This window comes from Pseudarthrobacter sp. C4D7, from assembly GCF_013359725.1.
Lineage (GTDB): Bacteria > Actinomycetota > Actinomycetes > Actinomycetales > Micrococcaceae > Arthrobacter.
The window spans coordinates 137,583-158,892 of sequence record NZ_JABFMW010000005.1 but is presented as its reverse complement, the minus strand read 5'-3'; the positions used below and the strand labels follow the sequence as shown (position 1 = coordinate 158,892).

Below are 21,310 nucleotides of genomic sequence, written 5' to 3'. Positions count from 1 at the left end.
TGCCGGAGTTCGCTGCCGAGGCAATTCTCGGCTGGCTACATGTGGACGTGCAGGCGGCGGGCGGCCTCGGAGATGGACCCGGTGAGCGACGGGTACACGGTGAAGGTGCTGGCGACGTCGTCGACGTGCAGCTTCTGCTTGACCGCGATGGCGATGGGGAAGATCAGCTCAGAGGCGTTGGGCCCTACGACTACGCCGCCGATCACCGTGCCGGAACCCTTCCGGGCGAAGATCTTCACGAACCCGTCCTTGGCGTTGCGCATCTTGGCGCGGGCATTGCTGCGGAGGGATAGCTTGATGATGTCCGCCTGGTATTTACCGGACTCAATCTCGGCTTCGGAGACGCCCACGTTCGCGATCTCGGGCGAGGTGAAGATGTTGGAGGCCACCTGGTGGAGCTTGAGCGGGGTGACGCCGTCGCCCATGAAGTGCGCCACAGCGATCCGGCCCTGCATGGCGGCGACCGATGCCAGCGGCAGGACGCCAGTGGCGTCGCCGGCGGCGTAGATGTTCGGGGCCGTGGTGCGGGAGACACCGTCCACCTTGATGTGGCCGCTCTCGCTGACGGCCACGCCGGCCTCCTCGAGGCCAATCCCGGCGGTGTTGGGGATGGAGCCGAGGCACAGGAGGCAGTGGCTGCCGGTCACCTGGGTCCCGTCGGAGAGGGTGACCACCACGCCGTCGTCCGTGCGCTCCACGGTCTGGGCACGGGAACGGGACAGGACCCGCACACCGCGGCGCTCGAAGACTTCCTCCAGCACCACGGCGGCGTCAACGTCGGAGCCGGGCAGCACGCGGTCGCGGCTGGAGACCAGCGTGACCTTGGAGCCCAGGCCGTTGTAGGCGGAAGCGAATTCAGCGCCGGTCACGCCGGAACCCACCACAATGAGTTCCTCAGGCAGTTCGTCGAGGTTGTAGATCTGGGTCCAGTTCAGGATCCGTTCGCCGTCCGGGCGGGCCGTTTCCAGCTCGCGGGGGTGGGCGCCCACCGCCAGGAGGATGGTGTCCACCTCGACGGTCTCGGTGCCGTCCACGGTGAGGACCTCGATGCGGTGGTTGTCCAGAAGCCGGCCCGAGCCCTCGATGATGCGCACACCCTGTTTCTCCAGGCCGTCGCGGATGTCCCGGGACTGGTTGCGGGCAAGGTCGAGGAGGCGGTCGTTGATGTGCTTGAGGTCGGCGCGCATGACCGGCACGAAGTCGCCGCCGTCGACGTCGAACTTCACCCCGAGCTCGCCGGCCTCTGCCACGCGGGTCATCAGGTCAGCCGTGGCAATGAGGGTCTTGGAGGGGACTACATCGGTCAGCACCGCGGACCCACCGAGTCCGGCACGTTCGATCACGGTGACCGTCGCCCCCAAAGAGGCGGCCACCATGGCAGCTTCATATCCGCCGGGACCACCTCCCAGGATTGCGATCCGGGGGGAACTGAAGTCTGGATGCGTAGTCACAGTCATCCATTCTCTCCCATTGACGGCCCGACCACCAAGAAACCGGGGTCCCGTCCGGGCCTGCCGTGACGGGGGCAACATCGGCGGCAGGATAACTTGTACGGGTGAGTACAACAGACTTCCTGAACACTGACCCGTTCGCTGCCGCCCGCGCCGCCGCGGACTACATTGCCGAGGAAACCGGAGTGGACCGCCACGACACGGCCCTGGTGCTCGGCTCCGGCTGGGGCGAGGCCGCAGACCTCATCGGCGAGACCACCGCCACCCTGTCCGCCGAGGAGGTTCCCGGCTTCCACGCCCCCGCCGTGGAGGGCCACGTTGGGACCATCCGCTCCGTGCTGACCACCTCGGGTAAGCGCGCACTGGTCCTGGGCGCGCGCACCCACTATTACGAGGGCAGGGGCGTGCGTGCCGTGGTGCACGGGATCAGGACCGCTGCAGCCGCCGGGTGCAGCACTCTGGTCCTTACCAACGGCTGCGGCGGACTGAATGAGGCCTGGGCTCCGGGCACGCCGGTGCTGATCCGGGACCACATCAACCTGACCGCCACCTCGCCGCTGGAAGGCGCCACCTTCGTGGACCTGACGGACCTCTATTCGCCCAGGATCCGCGGGCTGGCCCGGGAAGTGGACCCCACCCTGGACGAGGGCGTGTATGCACAGTTCCCCGGCCCCCACTATGAAACCCCCGCCGAGGTGCAGTACGCCAAGCGGATCGGCGCGGACCTGATCGGGATGTCGACGGCGCTGGAAGCCATTGCAGGGCGCCACGCCGGGATGGAGGTGTTCGGTATCTCACTGGTCACCAACCTCGCGGCCGGCATCAGCCCCCAGCCCCTGAGCCACCAGGAAGTCATCGAATCCGGACAGGCAGCGGGCCCCCGCATTTCCAGGCTGTTGGCTGACATCATCGCCCGGCTCTAGCGGTTCGGGTGCCCGGGGTGCGTCACCTCGCCGGGCAATGACGATAGCGTTATGCCCATGACGTCTTCCGATGCCGAACTTCGCCTGCTCACCGAGGCCCGCGAGTGGACTGCCCAAGACCCGGATCCCGCAACGGCGGCGGCGCTCCTGGAGCTTGTCCGCCTTGTGGAGGATGGCGATCCCGCGGCCCGGCAGGAACTGGAAGACAGCTTCCGCGGCACACTGCAGTTCGGCACCGCGGGCCTGCGGGCCGCGCTGGGCCCCGGGCCGAACCGGATGAACCGCGTGGTGGTCCGCCGCGCCGCCGCCGGACTTGCTGCTTTCCTGGTGGACGCGGTGGCCAAGGCGGCGGACGGCACCCGGCCACGCGCCGTCGTCGGCTATGACGCCCGGCATAACTCCGATGTCTTCGCTGCGGAAACGGCGGCGATCTTCACCGCGGCCGGCATCGAGACCTTCATGCTGCCCTCCGCCCTCCCCACTCCCCTGCTGGCATACGCCGTCCGCGCCCTGAAGTGCGACGGCGGCGTCATGGTCACGGCCAGCCACAATCCGCCGCAGGACAACGGGTACAAGGTGTACCTGGGGCGGCACGCGGTGGGGGCAGAAGGCGACGGGGCCCAGATCGTCGCCCCGTACGATGCCGAAATCGCAGCGCGCATCAGTGCCGTGGGGCCGCTGGAATCGATAACGCTGGCAGCGGATGGCTGGACCGTCCTGCACGGGTCCATCGCCGCCGATTACCAGCGGGCAACCGCGGCGCTGGCCATGCCTGGGCGCTTCCCGGCACGCGATCTGCGGATTGTCCTGACCCCGCTGCACGGCGTAGGCGGCGGAACGGCGCTGGAGGTGTTGAAGGCGGCAGGCTTCACGGATGTCACCGTGGTGGCCGAGCAGGCCGACCCGGACCCCGACTTCCCCACTGTCAGCTTCCCCAACCCGGAGGAACCCGGCGCGCTGGACCTGGCGTTGGAAGCAGCAGCCCGGCTGGACGCCGACCTCGTGATCGCCAATGACCCCGACGCCGACAGGGCTGCCGTGGCGGCGAAGGACCCCGACACCGGGGCGTGGCGCATGCTCCGCGGCGACGAAGTGGGCTCGCTGCTGGGCGCCCATATGGTGGCCCGGCTCGCGGACGGCCACCCGGACGCCGGGGCCCCGCAGGTGTTCGCCAACTCGATTGTGTCCTCACGCCTCCTGTCCCGCATCGCTGCCGCCGCGGGACTCGGCCACGAGGAAACCCTGACCGGATTCAAGTGGATCTCCCGTGTCCCGGGCCTCGCCTACGGCTACGAGGAGGCGCTGGGGTACTGCGTGGCGCCGGACCAGGTCAAGGACAAGGACGGCATTTCCGCCGCGGTGCTCATCGCCGAACTCGCAGCCACCGCCAAAGCCGCAGGGAAAACAGTCTTTGACACCCTCGACGAGCTCTACCTTCAGCACGGCCTGCATGCCAGCGACCAGCTGAGCATCAGGGTGGCGGACCTGGGACTGCTGGACGCCATGATGAACCGGCTCCGGGTTTCGCCGCCCGAGTCGTTCGGCCAGTCAGCGGTGGAGGTCTTCACCGACCTGGCCGAAGGCAGCGCGCAGTTGCCGCCCACGGAAGGCCTGCTGTACATCACCCGGAACCTCACCCGCGTCATCATCCGGCCCAGCGGCACCGAGCCCAAGCTCAAGTGCTACCTGGAGGTCATCCTGCAGGTGGGTTCCGCGGCGGAGCTGCCCGCGGCACGCCAGGCAGCGCGCGCGTCGCTGGATGAGGTTCTTCACGACGTCAGCGAGGCCCTGGGGCTGTAGCCGACCCCAGCCACGACAGGGTGCCGGGCGTCTCGAACGCCCGGCACCCTTTTTCGTGTCCTGAGGGATTTCCCCTTGTCAGAGCTGCACCTCAACGAAACCGTCGATGATACGGGTGCTGAATGCTTCCAGCCGCAGGCCCGGGGCGCTGAAGCACTCGCCGGTCTCAAGGTCGTAGACCTCCTTGTGCAGCGGTGAGGAGATGGTGGGGCGCGTCCCCTTGGAACCGAGGATGCCGCGGGCCATGACGTTGGCCCCGGTGGCCGGGTCCTGGTGCGCCACGGCGAAAACCTCGCTGGGGCCGGTGCGGAAGAGCGCCACCTGGCGGCCTGCCACCAGGGCTGCCTCACCCCACGCCGGTTCGAGGTCATCCACCATGCAGACCCGGCGCCAGCCGGTCCGGAACCCGGCGGTGTCTGATTCGGCGGCGAGCGCCCCAAGTTCAAGTGTTGCCGTCATGTCCGGCTCCTTTCCGTGTGCCTGTTGTCCCTTGCGGTGGCAGCTTGTGCGGCCGTGTTCAACGCTAGGGTCCGGGTGTTTCAAAGGGGTGCGGTGAATGTGTCCGGCGGGTAAAAGAGACCTAACGCGGGCGGAAATGCGTTCGTGATGCAGAAGTTAAGTTGACGAAACAAAGGGGAAACTGAGGCGAAACTGCCTCCTCCTAGGCTGGATGCACAAGCTGCAGAGCACCGTCTGCGGCCCATGCGAAAGGCCCACAGTGACCGAACAGACTTCACGCACAGAGACTCCGCGCCGCATTGTCGTCGCCGGCGGAGGCCCAGCGGCCCACCGTTTTGCGGACGCCATGCACGCCCGCGGCCTCGACGGCTGGCATGTCACGGTCCTCACCGAGGAGGCGCACCTCCCCTACGACCGGGTGGCGCTCTCCAAGGCCCTCACTGATACCGGAGTGGACCTCACCCTGGGCACGGCTTCCATGTGGGACCACGGTTCGCTGGTCCTGAAGACCGGCGAACGCGTGGTGAAAATCAACCCGGACGCCAGGAGCGTGGAAACTGCCGCCGGCCACAGTTATGAATACGACCACCTGGTGGTGGCTACGGGCTCGGATGCCGTGCGCCTGCCGATTCCCGGTGCTGAACATGCCCACGTGTACCGCACCCTCGAGGACGTGTGGGCCATCAACAAAGCCATTGCGGAACTCACCGCCAAGCGCGGCCGCAGGATCAACGCGGTGACCATCGGGGGCGGGCTCCTGGGCCTTGAGTCCGCCGCCGGCACCGAGCAGCTCGGCGCCACCCCCCTGGTGATCAACGGTTCGCCCTGGCTCATGAACACCCAGCTGGACGAGGGCGCCGGCCAGGCTTTGGGCCGGCTCATCGAGGCGAAGGGCTTCGAAGTGCACGGCGGCGTGTTTCCGTCCGAAATTGTCACGGACGACGACGGCCAGGTCACCGGGGTGCTCATGGCTGACGGCCGCGTCATCCCGGCAGACCTGGTGATTGTCGCCGTCGGCGTCAGGCCCCGCGACGAACTGTTCCGCGCCGCCGAGGGCGAAGACCAGCTCTTCAGCCTGGGCCCCCGCGGCGGGGTGGTCATCAACGATTACTGCGCCACCGAAATCCCTGGCATCTGGGCCATCGGCGAAGTGGCCAACTTCGGCGGCATGTGCCTTGGCCTGGTGGCTCCCGCGAACACCATGGCCGAGATCGTGGCCGACCGGCTGCATGGCGGCGACGCCACGTTCCCGGGCTTTGACACCGCCACCAAGCTCAAGCTCTCCGGCGTGGACGTTGCCAGCTTCGGGGATGCCTTCGCCAGGACCGAGCACGCCCTGGAAATTGTCTACGCCGACCCCGCCCGCGGCGTGTATCAGAAAATCGTCACCACCGATGACGCCAAGACCCTCCTGGGCGGCATCTTCGTCGGGGACGCCTCCCCGTACATGAGCCTGCGCCCGCTCCTGGGCCGGGAACTTCCCGCCGAGCCCGGCGCCTTCCTCACCGCGGCCGGCGGCGGCGACGCTCCGGAAACCGAACTGCCCGACGACGCCACCCTCTGCTCCTGCAACAACGTCACCGCGGGAACCATCCGCGACGCCATCAACGGCTGCGGCACCTGCGAGGGCAGCGCTCCCGTCCAGGAGCTTGGTGAGCTGAAGGGCTGCACCCGCGCCGGCACCCAGTGCGGCTCCTGCGTGCCGATGCTGAAGAAGCTGCTCGAAACTGAGCTGACCAAGTCCGGCGTCGAGGTCTCCAAGGCCCTGTGCGAGCACATCGAGCTGTCCCGGCAGGAGCTCTTCGACGCCATCCGTGTCCTGGAACTGGGCTCCTTCGAGGAGATCATGGCCAAGTACGGCACGGGCGCGGGCTGCGACATCTGCAAGCCCACCATCGCCAACATCCTGGCCAGCCAGAACAGCGCCTACGTCCTCGACGCCGGCCGCGGCACCCTGCAGGACACCAACGACCGCGCCCTGGCCAACATGCAGAAGGACGGCACCTACTCGGTGGTGCCACGCATCGCCGGCGGTGAAATTACCCCCAAGAAGCTGGGCGTGATCGCCGCCGTGGCGGAGAAGTACAACCTGTACACCAAGATCACCGGCGGCCAGCGGATCGACATGTTCGGTGCCCGGCTGGAACAGCTTCCCGAGATCTGGAAGGAACTGGTGGACGCCGGCTTCGAGTCCGGGCAGGCCTACGGCAAGAGCCTGCGCACCGTGAAGTCCTGCGTCGGGTCCACCTGGTGCCGGTTCGGCGTCCAGGACTCGGTGGCCATGGCCATCCAACTGGAGCTGCGCTACCGCGGCCTGCGCAGCCCGCACAAGCTCAAGATGGGCGTCTCCGGCTGCGCCCGCGAATGCGCCGAGGCCCGCGGCAAGGACGTGGGCGTGATCGCCACGGCGGACGGCTGGAACCTTTACGTTGGCGGCAACGGCGGTGCCACCCCGGCGCACGCCCAGCTGCTGGCCAAGGACCTGGATGACGAGACGCTGATCAAGTACATCGACCGGTACTTCATGTACTACATCCGCACCGCGGACCGCCTGCAGCGCACTGCCCGCTGGCAGGAAGAGCTCGACGGCGGCATCCAGCATGTGGAAGACGTGGTGGTCAAGGACACCCTGGGCATCGCCGCCGAGCTGGAAGCGGCCATGGCCAAGCACGTGGACACCTACGTGGACGAGTGGGCCGACACCCTCAAGGACCCCGAGCGGCTGCGCCGGTTCCGCTCCTTCGTCAACGCGCCGGACCAGAAGGACGATTCCATCACCTTCGTCCCGGACGAGCGGGGCCAGATGCGCCCGGCCACACCCGAGGAGAAGGGCAAGGTCCTGATCGGGACCTCCATCCCGGTCCGCACCGCCACGGCCGGCACCACCGGAAACGAGGCATGAGAATGCAGCTCAGTATCGATCTCACCGGCCGGGACGTCCTGGTAACCGGCACGCCCGCTGCTGCGCGGCAGGCAGTGCGCCGGTACCAGGCCGCGGGCGCCGTCGTGCACCGCCTCACCAGCCCGTACGACGCCGGCCGGCCCGCCCAGGTGCCGGCGGGGACGTTCCTGGTTGCCGCCGTCGAGGATGGACAGCCCGGCTGGGCCGGCCTCCTGGACCAGTGCCGGAACGCAGGCATCCCTGTCGCCGCCGAACCTGCTGCCGGCCCTGCCGGGCACGTCACCCTGGTGGGCGGCGGGCCAGGCACCAGCGACCTGCTCACCGTGGCGGCGGTCAAGGCCCTGCGGGACGCCGATGTGGTGTTCTATGACCGCCTTGCCCCGTACCAGGAACTCCCGCTGCTGACGTCCGCGGAACTCGTGGACGTGGGGAAGAAGCCGGGACACCACAAAGTCAGCCAGGCGGACATCGAGAAGCTGATGGTGGAAAGCGCCCTGGCCGGAAACAACGTGGTCCGCCTCAAGGGCGGGGACCCCTACGTGTTTGGCCGCGGCGGCGAGGAGGTGGCCGCCTGCGTGGCCGCCGGCGTCCAGGTCCAGGTGGTCTCCGGCGTGACCAGCGCCATCTCGGTACCCGCAGCCGCAGGCATCCCGGTCACCCACCGGGAGGTCAGCCACATGTTCACGGTGGTCTCCGGGCATGCGCCGCTCACCGAGAAGGAGCACCACCACCTGGCCGGGCTGGGGGGCACCATTGTGGTGCTCATGGGCATCGGCACCCTGCACCAGCTCGCCGCCGGGCTCCGCCGCGCCGGGATGCGCCCGGACATGCCCATGGCCGTGGTGGAACGCGGCTACCGGCCGGGACAGCGGACCACCATCGCCGACCTGGGCACCATTGCTTCGGCCGCCGCCGGTTGCAGCAACCCGGCCGTGCTGGTCATCGGCGAGGTGGTTCGGGTGGCTGAAGCGAACCGGCAGCACGCCGGAACAACCGCCGACCTGGACCGGCTGGCGGCCTCGCTGCTGGGATCGTGAAAGGATTGACCCCCATGACTGCACTTGCACCGGCCGAACCCACGCAGGCTGAAGAATCCACTGACACCGCGGAATCCCCGCTGGAGGGGTTCCGCATCGGCGTCACGTCGGACCGGCGGTCCCGCGACCTGATCGAGGCCCTGGAACGCCGCGGTGCGGAGGTGCTGCACGCCCCCGCGCTGAAAATCGCCCCCGTCCAGGAGGACATGCGCCTCATTGAGGACACCAAGGCCATCATCGCCGCCAGGCCGGACCTCTGCATCGCCACCACCGCCTACGGAATGCGCCGGTGGTGCGAGGCAGCGGATTCCTTCGGGATCGGCGACGAACTGCTCGAAACGCTGGGCAGCTGCCGCATGTTCGTCCGGGGACCGAAGGCCCGCGGTGCGGTCCGCGCCGCCGGCCTGGCCGACGTCGGGATCAGCAGCGACGAAACCACCTCCACCCTGGTGGACATGCTGCTCACGGAGGGCGTCCGGGGCAAGACCGTGGCCATGCAGCTGCACGGGTACACCGATGTCCGCCAGATTGAGCGGCTCCGGATGTCCGGCGCCACCGTCCTGACCGTTACGCCGTACCGCTGGGTGAAACCCGACGGCGAGGACCGGCTTCCGCGGCTGATCGACGCCGCCTGCACCGGGAACCTGGACGTCCTCACCTTCACCAGCGCGCCCGCGGTGGATGCGATGTGGAGCACGGCCCACGAGATGGGCCTCTACAAGCAGCTGGTGGAGAGCCTGAAGCTGAACGTCACTACTGCCGTGGTGGGTCCCGTCACGGCGCAGCCCCTCCTGGACGCCGGGATCACACCGCTCATCCCGGAACGGTTCAGGATGGGTGCGCTCATCCGGCTGGTGTGCGAGCATCTGGCACTGAACCATGTCCGGCGGCTGGAGACCCGGTCCGGGAACATCGAGCTGCGGGGCCGCAGCCTGCGCATCGACGGCCGGCAGGTGGAGCTGGCGCCCGCCCCCTTGCTGCTCCTGCGCGCCCTGCTGGGAGCCGGCGGCGCGGTCCTGTCCCGTGAATCGCTGTCCGACCTGCTGGAACTGCGCGGCTCCGTGCATGCGCTGGACATGACGGTGAGCCGCCTGCGCTCCTCGCTGCCGGACGGCAAGCTGGTTGAAACCGTGGTGAAGCGCGGGTACCGGATCCGCGTCTAAGGGCTGCGGACAGGGCGACGGGGGCCTGCCACCAGGACGTATATTTCCGGGGACGGACGATTGAGAGGTGCGTCACGGGTTCTGTTACCGGCCGGTAAATACTGGCGAACAACAGCCCTTTCAACAGCAACTGCCGGGAAACACCCCGGAAAAAACGCGGGCCTACGCTGTGTTCCATCATGAAGTTCCGGCCGGTTACCGGCCACCAGCGAAAGGGCCAGCACATGTCCGCTCCGGCACCCTCCCCGTCCACCCCCGCCGCCACCCGCATTGTCATTGCAGGCGCCGGCCCCGCTGCGCAGGCCCTGGTGGCGCAGCTGGACCGGGCGCGGTTCACCGGCACCATCACCGTGCTGAGCAACCGGGATGACGCCCCTGCCGGGCTCCTGGAGCTGGCCCTCCTGCCCCAGGTCTCCGTACGCTTCGGCCAGCCGGCCAGCCACATCGACGCTGCCAACCGCACGGTGGCGACGGCCGATGGCATGGAGTTCGCCTACGACCAGCTGGTCATCGCCACCGGCTCCGCGCCGGTGGCGAACCCGGTGGACGGTGCGGCACAGTGCCTGAGCTACGCCACGATCGACGACGCACCGCGCATCGCCAAGGGCGTGCAGAAAGTGGCACGGGAGCTGGGGCGGCGTCCGGTGGGCATCCTGGTGGGGACCGGCGCGGCGGCGGGACAGGCCGAGGCCGTCCTGCGGGCCAAGGGCGTGCGGCCCATCCGCACCACGGCCCGCCCGTCCGCCATCGTCCCCGCGGTTGTTGCGGGTGTTTCAACGCCCCGGGCCGCATCCGCGGTGGTCTTCGAGGACGGCAGCAGCATGACCGGAGACCTGGTGGTCCTGGCCGAGGAGCGGGTCTCCCGCGATGGCCTCGCCGCCAGTGCGGGGCTGGACAGGGCACCAGGGGGCGGGATCGTGATCAGCCGGGACTACCGCACGTCGGTTCCTGGCATTTGGGCGATCGGGGACGCGGCAGCGTTCGACGGCGTGCGGCTGGGGCTGCTGGTGGCCGCGGCTTCGGCGGCGGGCGCCTGCGCCTCGCAGCTGCTGACTGCCGCGGCGGAAGCACCGCTCCTGCAGGCGGCCTGAGCGGCCAGGCCCGCCTGCGGCCCTCCCGCGGCGCCGCCTGCTGCAGTACGGTCCGCTGTGACAAGATGGTTCCCGAAACCGAGTCAACGACGGGCCCACAAGGCCCTCCGAGAGGACCATCATGAGCAACGAAGCCACCGTCCACGCAGGTACCGCCCATCCGGCCGGCCCGGCGAACATCGCCTCCTACATTGACCACACGCTGCTCAAGCCCGAGGCCTCGGAAGCTGACGTGCTGAAGGTCTGCGCCGAGGCCGCCGAGTACCGGTTCAAGTCAGTCTGCGTCAACCCCATCTGGGTCAAGACCGTCACCACGGCACTCAAAGGCTCAGGCGTCCTCACCTGCTCCGTGGTGGGCTTCCCCCTGGGGGCCACCCCCACGGATGTAAAGTCGTTCGAGGCCCGCGGCGCCGTTCTGGACGGCGCGGAAGAGGTGGACATGGTAATCAACATTGCCGCCGCACGGGCCGGCGACAAGGGCGCCCTGGCGGAGGACATCGCTGCGGTGGCCGAGACCGTCCACGCCGGCGGCGCCATCCTGAAAGTCATCATCGAAACCGCCCTCCTGACGGATGAGCAGAAGGTGCTGGCCTGCCAGGCCGCCGTCGAGGCTGGAGCGGACTTCGTGAAGACCTCCACGGGATTCAACGGCGGGGGCGCCACGGTGGAGGATGTGGCCCTGATGCGCCGGACCGTGGGCCCGGACGTGGGGGTCAAGGCCTCCGGCGGCGTACGGTCCCTTGCCGACGCGCAGGCTATGATTGCAGCAGGTGCAACACGAATTGGTGCCAGCTCCGGAATTGCCATTGTCAAGGGTGAACAGGGTTCATCCGCTTACTGACCCGGTCCGGAAGCCGCCACAGATCACGCCCCGCGGGGCCAAGGAGGAACACATGTCCAGCCAGATCAACGCGTCCAGCAGGGACACGGCGTCCAGCCAGGAATCCGTCCGGACCCCGCAGAACGAAAACAACCTCGCCACCAGCGTGGTCCTGTTCGTGATCTGCTTCGCCCTGTTCCTGGGATCCATCTACTCCCTGTCCTTCCTGAGCCTTGGCAACCCTTGGCCCATGGCCGCCTGCCTGGGCCTGTTCGCCCTGGCGTTCTGGCTCCCGCAGACCATCTTTGGCCGCTCGGACTCGGCCGGCGAGCACTAAAGCTACACACGCAGCAACACAGGAAGGGACCCCGGACGAATGTCCGGGGTCCCTTCCTGTGTGTGGTGCCGCTGGTGCCGCCGGCTAGAACCAGAGCCTGATCCAGGCGCCTGCGGCTGCCGCCACGCGCCCCCAGTGGTGCTGGGCGATGGCCCAGCCGGCCATGGTCATGCCCACCATGGCGTAGGCACTGACCGGGATCAGTACCAGCCACTCCCGTTTGGAACCGGCGCGGCCCAGCAGGGGCAGCGACAGTGCGCCGTTGGCGCGCCAGACGTTCCGCAGCAGGGGCAGCCGGCGCAGCAGTTTCGGTGGCCGGACCACCAGGGGCCACAGCAGGGGCACTCCCCCGGTGGTGATGAGGTCTCCGACGATGTGCACCACCACTCCGATCAGCATCGACGTGGGCAGCCAGGTCCACTGGTCCGGTGCATACCAGGTCACCAGGCCCGCGGTCACCAGCGCGAAGATCCAGTTCGAGATGAAGCCGCTCTTGGGAAAGAGCTTGAGCGCCTTCGCGGCGATGTTGATCAGGAACATGCACAGCAGCCCGGCGCCGACGGACAGGCGCCCCCAGTCAGTGTCAACGTGGACCTGGGAGGCCAGGCCGGCCAGGAAGACGAAGAACGCCGCCCCAAGGATGGATTGCGTTCCCTGCCGGTGGCCGCCGCTGGCGTTTTCGATGCCGCGCGCTATCACGTTGGACAACGGAGGCAGCGAATGGGCCACCGTGCTTGAGCGGTGGTCCCAGTCGCAGACCAGCGCGGTGCCGGCCGTGGCCATGCCGCCGATCAGGATGCCCGTGGGATCCAGCGGGTACCAGCCCAGGGTGTACGGGCCGGTGGACGCAACAGCTACCCACGCCGCGGCTCCCGACGCGGCGTGGTGTCCTCCCATCAAGTGCTAACTCACCGCCAGCGGGGCGTCGGAGAAGATGTTCCGGATGACGCCGTTGGCCCATTCCAGGATCTCGGCGTCCTGGAGGTCCCGGCCGCCGATCCGTGCCGTCTTGGGCTTGGGGATGAGGATGGCGTCCATGGCCGGTTTGGACTGCGAGCCCGGATACATCCGGTTCAGCCGCATGGTCTTCGACTCCGGGAGCGAGGCCGGGGAGAACTTGATGAAGTTGCCCTGCAGCGCCACGTCGGAGAGGCCTGCCTCGCGGGCGGCGACCCGGAACCGCGCCACTTCCACCAGGTTCCGGGCAGGCAGCGGCAGCTCGCCGTAGCGGTCCACCAGCTCGGCCTGGACCTCCTCGATGGCCTCGTTGGTGAGGGCTGCGGCGAGCTTGCGGTACGCTTCCAGGCGCAGCCGTTCGCCGGGGACGTAGTCGTGCGGAAGGTGTGCGTTGACCGGCAGTTCGATCTTCATTTCCGCGGCTTTCTCTTCGGCTTCGCCGCGGAAGTCCGCCACGGCCTCGCCCACCAGGCGGATGTAGAGGTCGAAGCCCACGCCCTGGATGTGGCCGGACTGTTCCCCGCCCAGCAGGTTGCCGGCACCGCGGATTTCCAGGTCCTTCATGGCCAGCTGCATGCCGGCGCCGAGCTCGTTGTGCGCCGCCACGGCCTTGAGCCGTTCCAGCGCCACCTCGCCCAGGGGTTTCTCGGAGGGGTACAGGAAGTAGGCGTAGGCACGTTCGCGGCCACGCCCAACACGGCCGCGGAGCTGATGCAGCTGGGACAGGCCGTACTTGTCCGCCCCGTCCACGATCAGGGTGTTGGCGTTGGAGATGTCCAGGCCGGTCTCGATGATGGTGGTGCACACCAGGACGTCGAAGCGCCGTTCCCAGAAATCCACGATGATCTGTTCCAGGCGGCTCTCGGACATCTTGCCGTGGGCCACCTCCACCCGGGCCTCCGGGACCAGTTCGCGGATCTTTGCCGCGGTCCGCTCGATGGTGGACACCCGGTTGTGGACCAGGAACACCTGGCCTTCGCGCATCAGCTCGCGGCGGATGGCGGCAGACGTCTGCTTGTCCGTGTACGGGCCAACGTAGGTCAGCACCGGGTGCCGTTCTTCCGGCGGGGTGGCCAGGGTGGAGGTTTCCCGGATGCCGGTGAGCGACATCTCCAGGGTCCGGGGAATCGGGGTGGCGCTCATGGCCAGGACGTCCACGTTGGTGCGCATCTTCTTCAGCGCTTCCTTGTGTTCGACGCCGAACCGCTGTTCCTCGTCCACGATCACCAGGCCGAGGTCCTTGAACTCGAAGTCCTTGGAGAGCAGCCGGTGGGTGCCGATCACCACGTCCACGGCGCCGCTCTTGACCCCTTCGGCGGTTTCCTTGGACTCCTTGGCGGACTGGAACCGGGACAGCGGCTTGACCCGCAGCGGGAAGCCGGAGAACCGTTCGGTGAAGGTTTCGTAGTGCTGCTGGGCCAGCAGTGTGGTGGGCACCAGCACCGCCACCTGCTTGCCGTCCTGCACGGCCTTGAACGCAGCGCGCACGGCGATTTCGGTCTTGCCGTAGCCAACGTCGCCGGACACCAGGCGGTCCATGGGGATTTCGCGCTCCATGTCGGCCTTGACCTCGTTGATGGTGGTCAGCTGGTCCGGCGTCTCCACGTAGGGGAAGGCTTCCTCCAGCTCGCGCTGCCAGGGGGTGTCCGGGCCGAAGGCGTGGCCGCGGGAGGCCATGCGGGCCGAGTACAGCCGGATCAGTTCACCGGCGATCTCCTTGACGGCCTTGCGCGCCTTGGACTTGGTGCTGGCCCAGTCCGCGCCGCCCATCTTGCTCAGGACCGGGGTGTCGCCGCCAACGTAGCGGGTCACCTGGTCCAGCTGGTCTGTGGGGACGAACAACCGGTCGCCGGGGGCGCCGCGCTTGGCGGGAGCGTATTCGAGCACCAGGTACTCCCGGACGCCGTCGCCACCACCGGCCACCTTGCGCTGGATGAGTTCCACGAACCGGCCGATGCCGTGCTGTTCGTGCACCACGTGGTCCCCCGCCACCAGCTGCAGGGGGTCCACGGCGTTGCGCCGCTTGGAGGGCATCCGCCGCATGTCCTTGGTTGACCCGGCAGAGGTGCGGCCCAGCAGGTCCGCTTCGGTGAGCAGGCCAAGCTTGAGGCCGTCCAGGACAAATCCCCGGCCGACGGCGGCGGTGGTCACCTCGATGATGCCCGCCTGGGGCTCGTGGTCCAGGCTGTCCACGCGGGCGCAGGGAATGTCATTCTCGTGGAAGAGTTCCGCCAGGCGCTGGGCCGGCCCCGGGCCTTCGGTGGCCACCACAATCCGCCACTGGTCGCGGACGTGCGAGCCGATGAAGTCCATCATTTCGGCAACGTCACCCTGGTAGCCACGTGGTTCGCGGGCGTGCAGGTTCAGGACGTCGATTTCGGGCAGCAGTTCCGCATCCTGTGCCAGGGAGGTGATGGACCACCAGGACACGCCGTGGGACAGCGCCGAGCCGCGGGTCTCAGCCAGCGAGCGGAAGCTCGCCGAATGCAGTGCCTCGGACGCCTGCGAGCTGAGGTCCAAAGGTGCCGCACCGCCGTCGGACGCGGTGGACCACGCAGCCTCAAGGAATTCCTCGTTGGTGGCGGCCAGGTCATGGGCGCGGGTGCGCACCTTTTCCGGTTCGATCACCACGGCGATGGAGTCGGCCGGGAGCTGGTCCACGAACGGGACCATCGCGTCCACCAGGACGGGCGCCAGCGATTCCATGCCTTCCACCGCAATGCCGCCGGCGATCTTCTCCAGCATGTCCGCGGCCGCCGGAAGCTGGGACTTGAGGGTGGCGGCACGGGACATCACGGCGGGGGTGATGAGGATTTCACGGCACGGCGGGGCATGCAGTTCGGTGGGGTGGTGGATGCCCGGGGCGGACAGCGAGCGCTGGTCGGCCACGGCGAACCAGCGCATCTGGTCCACTTCGTCGCCGAAGAACTCCACCCGGATGGGGTGGTCCTCCGTGGGCGGGAAGACGTCGATGATGCCGCCGCGGACTGCGAACTCGCCGCGGTGCGTGACCATGTCCACCCGGGCGTAGGCAGCATCCGCGAGGCTCTTCACCACGCTGCTGAACGGAACGTCCTGGCCCACCTTCAACGTGACCGGGACCAGGTCCCCCAGGCCGGCCACGATGGGCTGGACCACGGCGCGGACAGGCGCGACGACGACGCGCAGCCGTCCCGTCGTCGACGTTTCCGGATGTGCCAGGCGGCGCAGCACGGAGAGCCGGCGGCCCACGGTGTCCGAACGCGGCGAAAGCCGCTCGTGCGGCAGGGTCTCCCAGCTGGGAAACTCGGCCACCGAATCCGCGGGCAGATACGCGCGCAGTGCCGCGGACAGGTCCTCAGCCTCCCGGCCGGTGGCGGTGACGGCCAGCACGACGCCCGGCCCACCCGCCTGCTCTGCCACCGCGGCGGCCAGCCCGTCCGCCATTTCGGCCAGCAGCACGGGGCGCAGGCCTGCAGGGGCGCTGATCTGGTAGTCCTGCCCGCGGACGGCGAAGCCCCGGGCAGCCTCGGCCCGGACCCGCGCGAAGGTCTGGTCCGGCTCAAGGGCACGCCGCAGCCCGTCCAGGGACGGAAGCGGGGCGGACGTGCCTGTGCTGGACGTGCCGGCGGCGGACTGGCCGGGAAGGCTCATGGCAGAAGCTCCTGTGGTGATCATCGAAGGCAACGCGAAAACCCGAAATTCGCTGCGAATCCCGGGTATACCCAGCCTACCGCGCGGCACAGACATGGCGGCGCGGCACCAACCTCCGGCGGAATACATCTAGGCTGGCAGGGCCGAGCTTTTTCCGCGGAGCTTTCTTTGCCGGAGCAGCCGTCCCTACGGGCCGCCGCTCCGAATCACAAAGGACGAACAGGAGCCAGCATGACCGCAATGAGCGCCCAGCCCACACCGAAGACCGTCCTGGTGACCGGCGCCACCGGCTACATCGGTGGGCGGCTGGTGCCACGGCTCCTCGAAGCCGGCCACACCGTAAAAGTCCTGGTCCGCTCGCCCGAAAAGATCGCCGGGGTCCCGTGGCGTGACCAGGTGGAGGTGGTGCAAAGCAGCCTCGACGACGGCGACGCACTCCGCGCAGCCCTGGCCGGCGTCGACGTCTTCTACTACCTGGTGCATTCCATGGCGGCAGGGGCAGGATTCGAAGCGAAGGAAAAGGCCATGGCCCGGACCGCCGCGGATGCTGCCGCCGCCGCGGGAGTCCACCGCATCGTCTACCTGGGCGGCCTGCACCCGCAGGGCGTGGATCTCTCTACCCACATGCGCTCCCGCGAAGCCGTGGGCAAGGTGTTCCTGGACAGCCCGGTGGACGCCGTGGTGTTCCAGGCCGGAGTGGTGATCGGGTCCGGCTCCGCATCCTTTGAAATGATCCGCCACCTCTCCGAGACGCTGCCGCTGATGCCCGCGCCCAGCTGGGTACGGAACAGGATCGAAGCCATCGCCGTGCGCGATGTCCTGTACTACCTGGTGTCAGCCGCCTCCCTGGAGGGCACCATCAACAGGACCTTCGACATCGGCTGCCGGCAGGTGCTGACGTACGCCAGGATGATGCAGGAGTACTCCGCCGTGGCTGGCCTGCCCTACCGGGTGGTGCTGGCGTTGCCCATCCCCGCACCCAAGCTGGCCGGCATGTGGGTGGCACTGACCACGCCCATCCCCTGGTCCATGGCGGTCCCGCTGGTCCAGTCCCTCCAGCATGACGCGGTGTCCAACGAGCACGACATCGACCAATTCATTCCCCAGCCGGAGGGCGGCCTCACCCCGTACCGCGATGCGGTGGCCCTCGCCTTGGGCAAGGAGCGTGACGGCCAGGTGGAAACCACGTGGGCGAGTGCCGGCGCCGATTCGGATCCGCTGCCCAGCGACCCCGAGTGGGCCGGGCACAAGGTGTACATCGATGAACGGACGTTCCACGGCGACGTGGACCCCGCCCACGTCTGGACCATCATCGAGGGCATCGGCGGACGCAACGGCTGGTACTCGCTGCCGCTGGCCTGGCAGGTCCGTGGCTGGCTGGACAAGCTCACCGGCGGCGCCGGCCTGCTCCGTGGCCGCCGCCACCCGCACTCGCTGGTTGCGGGGGAAGTGGTGGACTGGTGGCGGGTGGAGAAAATTGAACACGGCAGCCTGCTGCGGCTGCGGGCGGAGATGCGGGCACCGGGACGGGCGTGGCTGGAGCTGTCCGTGGAGCCCGACGGCGGCGGCAGCCGGTACCGGCAGCGCGCCATTTTCTTCCCGAAGGGACTGAGCGGACGGCTTTACTGGCTGGCTGTCCTTCCATTCCACAGCGTGATCTTCCCTGCCATGGCGCGGAACATCACCACGGCTGCGCAGAAACTGGCCGATGCCGAGCGCCCCCAGCGGACCCCGTAGGATGTTGAAGGCGTAAAATCCTTTCCCCACGTCCCAGGAGGACCCATGGCGCTGAGCGCAACCACCACCCTTCCGCACTCCGTTGACAGCGTTGCCGCTGTGCTGGTGAACGAGGATTTCCAGCGCCACGTCAGCCAGCTGGTAGGCGGCAACCTGGAGTCCTTCACGGTTGACGGCGACATCGCAGGGGCTTTCAACACCACCTCCGTACGCACCCTCCCCACCACCCGGCTGCCGGAGATCGCCCGGAAGTTCGTTGGCGAGAACCTCAAGGTAACCCAGGTGGAGAACTGGGAAGCCCCCGCGGCGGACGGCTCCCGCCAGAGCAACATCTCCCTGAAGATTGCGGGCGCCCCCGTGGACGTCACCGCCGTCCAGCGGCTGGTGGCCGAGGCCGGCGGAACCCGCGTCGAGCTCGAAGGTGCCGTCAAGTCCTCCGTACCGTTCCTCGGCGGAAAGATCGCCGACGCCGCCGAGCCCATGGTGGCCAAGGCGCTGAACCTCCAGGCTGCCCAGGCACAGGCCTGGCTGGAAAGCCACTAGCCGCATGCAGCTTCCCGTGTTCGCCGCGCTGGTCCTGATCGTTGCAGGTGTCTGGTCGCTGGTGGTGTGGCCGCAGTTCCTGCGCCGGGTGATGAAGGACCCGCGGGCCCGTGACTCCGCCGGCAAGGCCACCAAGTTCCTGACCGTGCACGTGGTGCTCGTCAGCATCTCCATGGTGCTGGGACTGGCCACCGCCGTGATCGGCGTCCTCGGCCTGCTTGGCTGAACCGACCCAACGCCAGGCGTTTTCCGCGCTGAACAGCCCGGGCCTATCTCCTGCTGGAGAAAGGCCCGGGCTGTTTTGCTGTACGGCTTGTTTGCTGGCCCGGACTGTTTGCTGTCCCGGGCTGTATGCTGCCCGGTTTAGGCTGCCTGGTTGAGCGCGTCTTCGGCCGCGACCCAGGAGATCATGGCGCACTTGACCCGGGCTGCGTACCGGGACACTCCCTCAAAGGCGGCAGCGTCGCCCAGGAGCTCAGGATCGGCATGGACCTTGCCCCGGGAGCGCAGCACTTCCCGGAAGCTGTCGATCGCTTCATGCAGTTCGGCCACCGTCATGCCCTGAGCAAGCTCTGACAGCACTGAGGCGGAGGCCATGGAGATGGAGCAGCCGGCCCCGTCCCACGCGATCTGGGCCACCTTGCCCTCCTGGACGGCAACCCGGAGTGTCACTTCGTCGCCGCAGACGGGGTTGAGCTGGTGCGACTGCCCCGTGGACGTCCCCTGGGGAGATTCGGTGGCGGCAAGCCCGCTGCCGTGGCGGGCCTTGGAATGGTCCAGGATGATCTGCTGGTACAGCTGGTCAAGGCTCATGATGTTATCTTTCGTCTTCTCCGCTAGGCCTGGAAGTAGGCCTTGACGCCCGCGACAGCTTCGAGGAAGCGGTCCACGTCATCGGTGGTGTTGTAGAGGTAGGCGCTGGCGCGGGTGGTGGCGGTCAGGCCCAGGCGGCGGTGCAGCGGCTGGGCGCAGTGGTGCCCCACCCGGACCGCGATGCCGCGCGAGTCCAGGAACTGGCCAACATCGTGGGCGTGGACACCTTCGACGTCGAACGCGGCGAGGCCGATCCGTTCCTTGCCGGCGGCCGGGCCGAGCACCCTGATACCGGGAATGCCTTCCAGCCCCGCCACCATGCGCTGGCCCAGGTCTGCCTCCCAGCGGTGGATGCGGTCCAGCCCCGTCTCGGTCAGGTAGTTGGCGGCAGCAGCCAAAGCCACCGCCTGGGAGATGCGCTGCGTCCCGGCCTCAAAACGCTGGGGAGCCGGAAGGTACTCTGCCCGCTCCATGGTGACGGTGGTAATCATCGATCCGCCGGTGAGGAACGGCGGCAGGACGTCCAGGAGCTCCTGCCTGCCATAAAGCACCCCGATCCCGGTGGGCGCGAGCATTTTGTGGCCGGAGAAGACCGCGAAGTCAACGTCCAGTTCCTTGACGTCGAGGGGAAGGTGCGGCGCCGACTGGCAGGCATCCAGGACCACCAGTGCGCCCGCGGCGTGCCCCAGGGCCACCAATTCCCGCACCGGGTTGATGATTCCCAGGACATTCGAAGCGTGGGTGAAGGCAAGGACCTTGGTGTGCCGGCCGATGATGTCTGCAGCCTGGTCCATGCGGAGGCTGCCATCGTCCGCGACCGGGATATAACGCAGTGTGGCCCCGGTGCGGAACGCCAGTTCCTGCCACGGGATCAGGTTGGCGTGGTGCTCCATTTCCGTCACCACGATCTCATCCCCCGGCTTGAGGGCCAGCCCCTTCAGCGCTTGGTCCCCACGCCCCTGGGCAGCCCACAGCCCGGCGTTGGACAGCGCATAGGCCAGGAGGTTCAAGCCCTCCGTGGCGTTCGACGTCCAGACGGTTTCCGCGTAGTCCGCACCGATGAAGTCGGCCATGGTCTGCCTGGCGTCCTCAAATACCTCGGTGGCCTCCACCGCGAGATGGTGGGCGCCGCGGTGCACGGCGGCGTTGCGCTGCTCGTAGAATTCCTGCTCGGCTTCAATAACGCTTAGGGGGTTCTGCGATGTGGCCCCGGAGTCCAGGTAGACCAGAGGCTGCCCGTTGACCAGCTGGTTCAGCACCGGGAAGTCGTTGCGGATGCGCAGCACCTCGGCATTGTCCATGGCTGGGAGGGCGCGCTCCAGTGTGGCTGGCGTTGATACTACGGCCAAAACGAACTCCTTGGGCTGCCAATGTCTGACTCCCAATTGTCCCACACACGGCTGTGGCGGCCGCCCGAAGGGGCAGCCGCCACCGCTGCCCCGGGCTTCAGCCGAGGGAGCAGAGGGCCGGCGACGGCTGGGGGGAGAGTCTCGGTCTCAGAAGACTCTGACGTCGCCGGCCCCGTCCAAGCCCGGCCCCGTCGGGGACCGGAAATCGATAGGGCCTCAATGGCCTCTTCGGCATTCCAAGCGGCTTCGAACCGGCCGCGTCGCTTTGCCTCCTTAAGTAAATCGCGCAGCGCCC

At 68.2% G+C, this 21,310-nt stretch carries 17 protein-coding genes; 11 read left to right on the top strand and 6 right to left on the bottom strand.

Annotated elements, in window-relative coordinates:
- Window positions 1-35: 35 nt before the first annotated feature.
- Window positions 36-1,451, bottom strand: a complete 1,416-nt coding sequence (locus tag HNO81_RS06285) for an NAD(P)H-quinone dehydrogenase (protein ID WP_175317277.1) — start codon at window positions 1,449-1,451, stop codon at window positions 36-38.
- Window positions 1,452-1,555: 104 nt separating this feature from the next.
- Here HNO81_RS06285 and HNO81_RS06280 point away from each other — a divergent pair, with 104 nt between their 5' ends.
- Together HNO81_RS06280 and HNO81_RS06275 are read left to right on the top strand one after the other, a co-directional pair.
- A complete protein-coding gene (locus HNO81_RS06280; RefSeq protein WP_175317276.1) occupies window positions 1,556-2,374 on the top strand; it encodes a purine-nucleoside phosphorylase in 819 nt (272 codons plus the stop codon).
- A gap of 57 nt (window positions 2,375-2,431) precedes the next feature.
- The gene (locus HNO81_RS06275) at window positions 2,432-4,174 is read left to right on the top strand and encodes a phospho-sugar mutase (protein ID WP_175317275.1); all 1,743 of its coding nucleotides are present in this window, start codon (window positions 2,432-2,434) and stop codon (window positions 4,172-4,174) included.
- Window positions 4,175-4,252: 78 nt separating this feature from the next.
- Here the strand turns inward: HNO81_RS06275 and nirD are convergent, their stop codons facing one another.
- Entirely contained in the window at window positions 4,253-4,633 is a 381-nt protein-coding gene (nirD, locus tag HNO81_RS06270; RefSeq protein ID WP_175317274.1) for a nitrite reductase small subunit NirD, read from the bottom strand.
- 259 nt (window positions 4,634-4,892) lie between these two features.
- On the opposite strand from nirD, the gene nirB reads away from it, so the two are divergent.
- From nirB to HNO81_RS06240, 6 genes are all read left to right on the top strand, one after another.
- Window positions 4,893-7,535, top strand: coding sequence for a nitrite reductase large subunit NirB (gene nirB, locus HNO81_RS06265; protein WP_175317273.1), 2,643 nt, complete (start codon window positions 4,893-4,895; stop codon window positions 7,533-7,535).
- Window positions 7,536-7,537: 2 nt separating this feature from the next.
- The gene (gene cobA, locus HNO81_RS06260) at window positions 7,538-8,572 is read left to right on the top strand and encodes a uroporphyrinogen-III C-methyltransferase (RefSeq protein WP_175317308.1); all 1,035 of its coding nucleotides are present in this window, start codon (window positions 7,538-7,540) and stop codon (window positions 8,570-8,572) included.
- A gap of 14 nt (window positions 8,573-8,586) precedes the next feature.
- Complete coding sequence (locus HNO81_RS06255) at window positions 8,587-9,735, top strand: uroporphyrinogen-III synthase (RefSeq protein WP_175317272.1); 1,149 nt, start codon at window positions 8,587-8,589, stop codon at window positions 9,733-9,735.
- A 224-nt stretch (window positions 9,736-9,959) separates the two neighbouring features.
- On the top strand, window positions 9,960-10,826 hold the full coding sequence (locus HNO81_RS06250; protein WP_175317271.1) for an FAD-dependent oxidoreductase: 867 nt from the start codon (window positions 9,960-9,962) through the stop codon (window positions 10,824-10,826).
- A gap of 121 nt (window positions 10,827-10,947) precedes the next feature.
- Window positions 10,948-11,667: a deoxyribose-phosphate aldolase gene (gene deoC, locus HNO81_RS06245; protein WP_175317270.1), complete on the top strand. Its 720-nt coding sequence runs from the start codon at window positions 10,948-10,950 to the stop codon at window positions 11,665-11,667.
- Between the two features lie 52 nt (window positions 11,668-11,719).
- Entirely contained in the window at window positions 11,720-11,983 is a 264-nt protein-coding gene (locus tag HNO81_RS06240) for a hypothetical protein (protein WP_175317269.1), read from the top strand.
- An 84-nt stretch (window positions 11,984-12,067) separates the two neighbouring features.
- Here HNO81_RS06240 and HNO81_RS06235 read toward each other — a convergent pair whose 3' ends face one another.
- Window positions 12,068-12,880 carry a metal-dependent hydrolase gene (locus tag HNO81_RS06235; RefSeq protein WP_175317268.1) on the bottom strand — a complete coding sequence of 271 codons (813 nt, stop codon included), beginning with the start codon at window positions 12,878-12,880 and terminating at the stop codon, window positions 12,068-12,070.
- Window positions 12,881-12,886: 6 nt separating this feature from the next.
- Window positions 12,887-16,573, bottom strand: coding sequence for a transcription-repair coupling factor (gene mfd, locus HNO81_RS06230; RefSeq protein ID WP_175317267.1), 3,687 nt, complete (start codon window positions 16,571-16,573; stop codon window positions 12,887-12,889).
- 231 nt (window positions 16,574-16,804) lie between these two features.
- Here mfd and HNO81_RS06225 point away from each other — a divergent pair, with 231 nt between their 5' ends.
- From HNO81_RS06225 to HNO81_RS06215, 3 genes are read left to right on the top strand one after another with little or no spacing between them, the layout of a single operon-like run.
- The gene (locus HNO81_RS06225) at window positions 16,805-18,310 is read left to right on the top strand and encodes an SDR family oxidoreductase (protein WP_175317266.1); all 1,506 of its coding nucleotides are present in this window, start codon (window positions 16,805-16,807) and stop codon (window positions 18,308-18,310) included.
- A 45-nt stretch (window positions 18,311-18,355) separates the two neighbouring features.
- Entirely contained in the window at window positions 18,356-18,853 is a 498-nt protein-coding gene (locus HNO81_RS06220; RefSeq protein ID WP_175317265.1) for a DUF2505 domain-containing protein, read from the top strand.
- A gap of 4 nt (window positions 18,854-18,857) precedes the next feature.
- A complete protein-coding gene (locus HNO81_RS06215; protein ID WP_175317264.1) occupies window positions 18,858-19,079 on the top strand; it encodes an SCO4848 family membrane protein in 222 nt (73 codons plus the stop codon).
- Between the two features lie 137 nt (window positions 19,080-19,216).
- Here HNO81_RS06215 and sufU read toward each other — a convergent pair whose 3' ends face one another.
- Both sufU and HNO81_RS06205 read right to left on the bottom strand, forming a co-directional pair.
- Window positions 19,217-19,666, bottom strand: a complete 450-nt coding sequence (sufU, locus tag HNO81_RS06210) for a Fe-S cluster assembly sulfur transfer protein SufU (RefSeq protein WP_175317263.1) — start codon at window positions 19,664-19,666, stop codon at window positions 19,217-19,219.
- Window positions 19,667-19,689: 23 nt separating this feature from the next.
- The gene (locus HNO81_RS06205) at window positions 19,690-21,015 is read right to left on the bottom strand and encodes a SufS family cysteine desulfurase (RefSeq protein WP_175317262.1); all 1,326 of its coding nucleotides are present in this window, start codon (window positions 21,013-21,015) and stop codon (window positions 19,690-19,692) included.
- Window positions 21,016-21,310 lie beyond the last annotated feature (295 nt).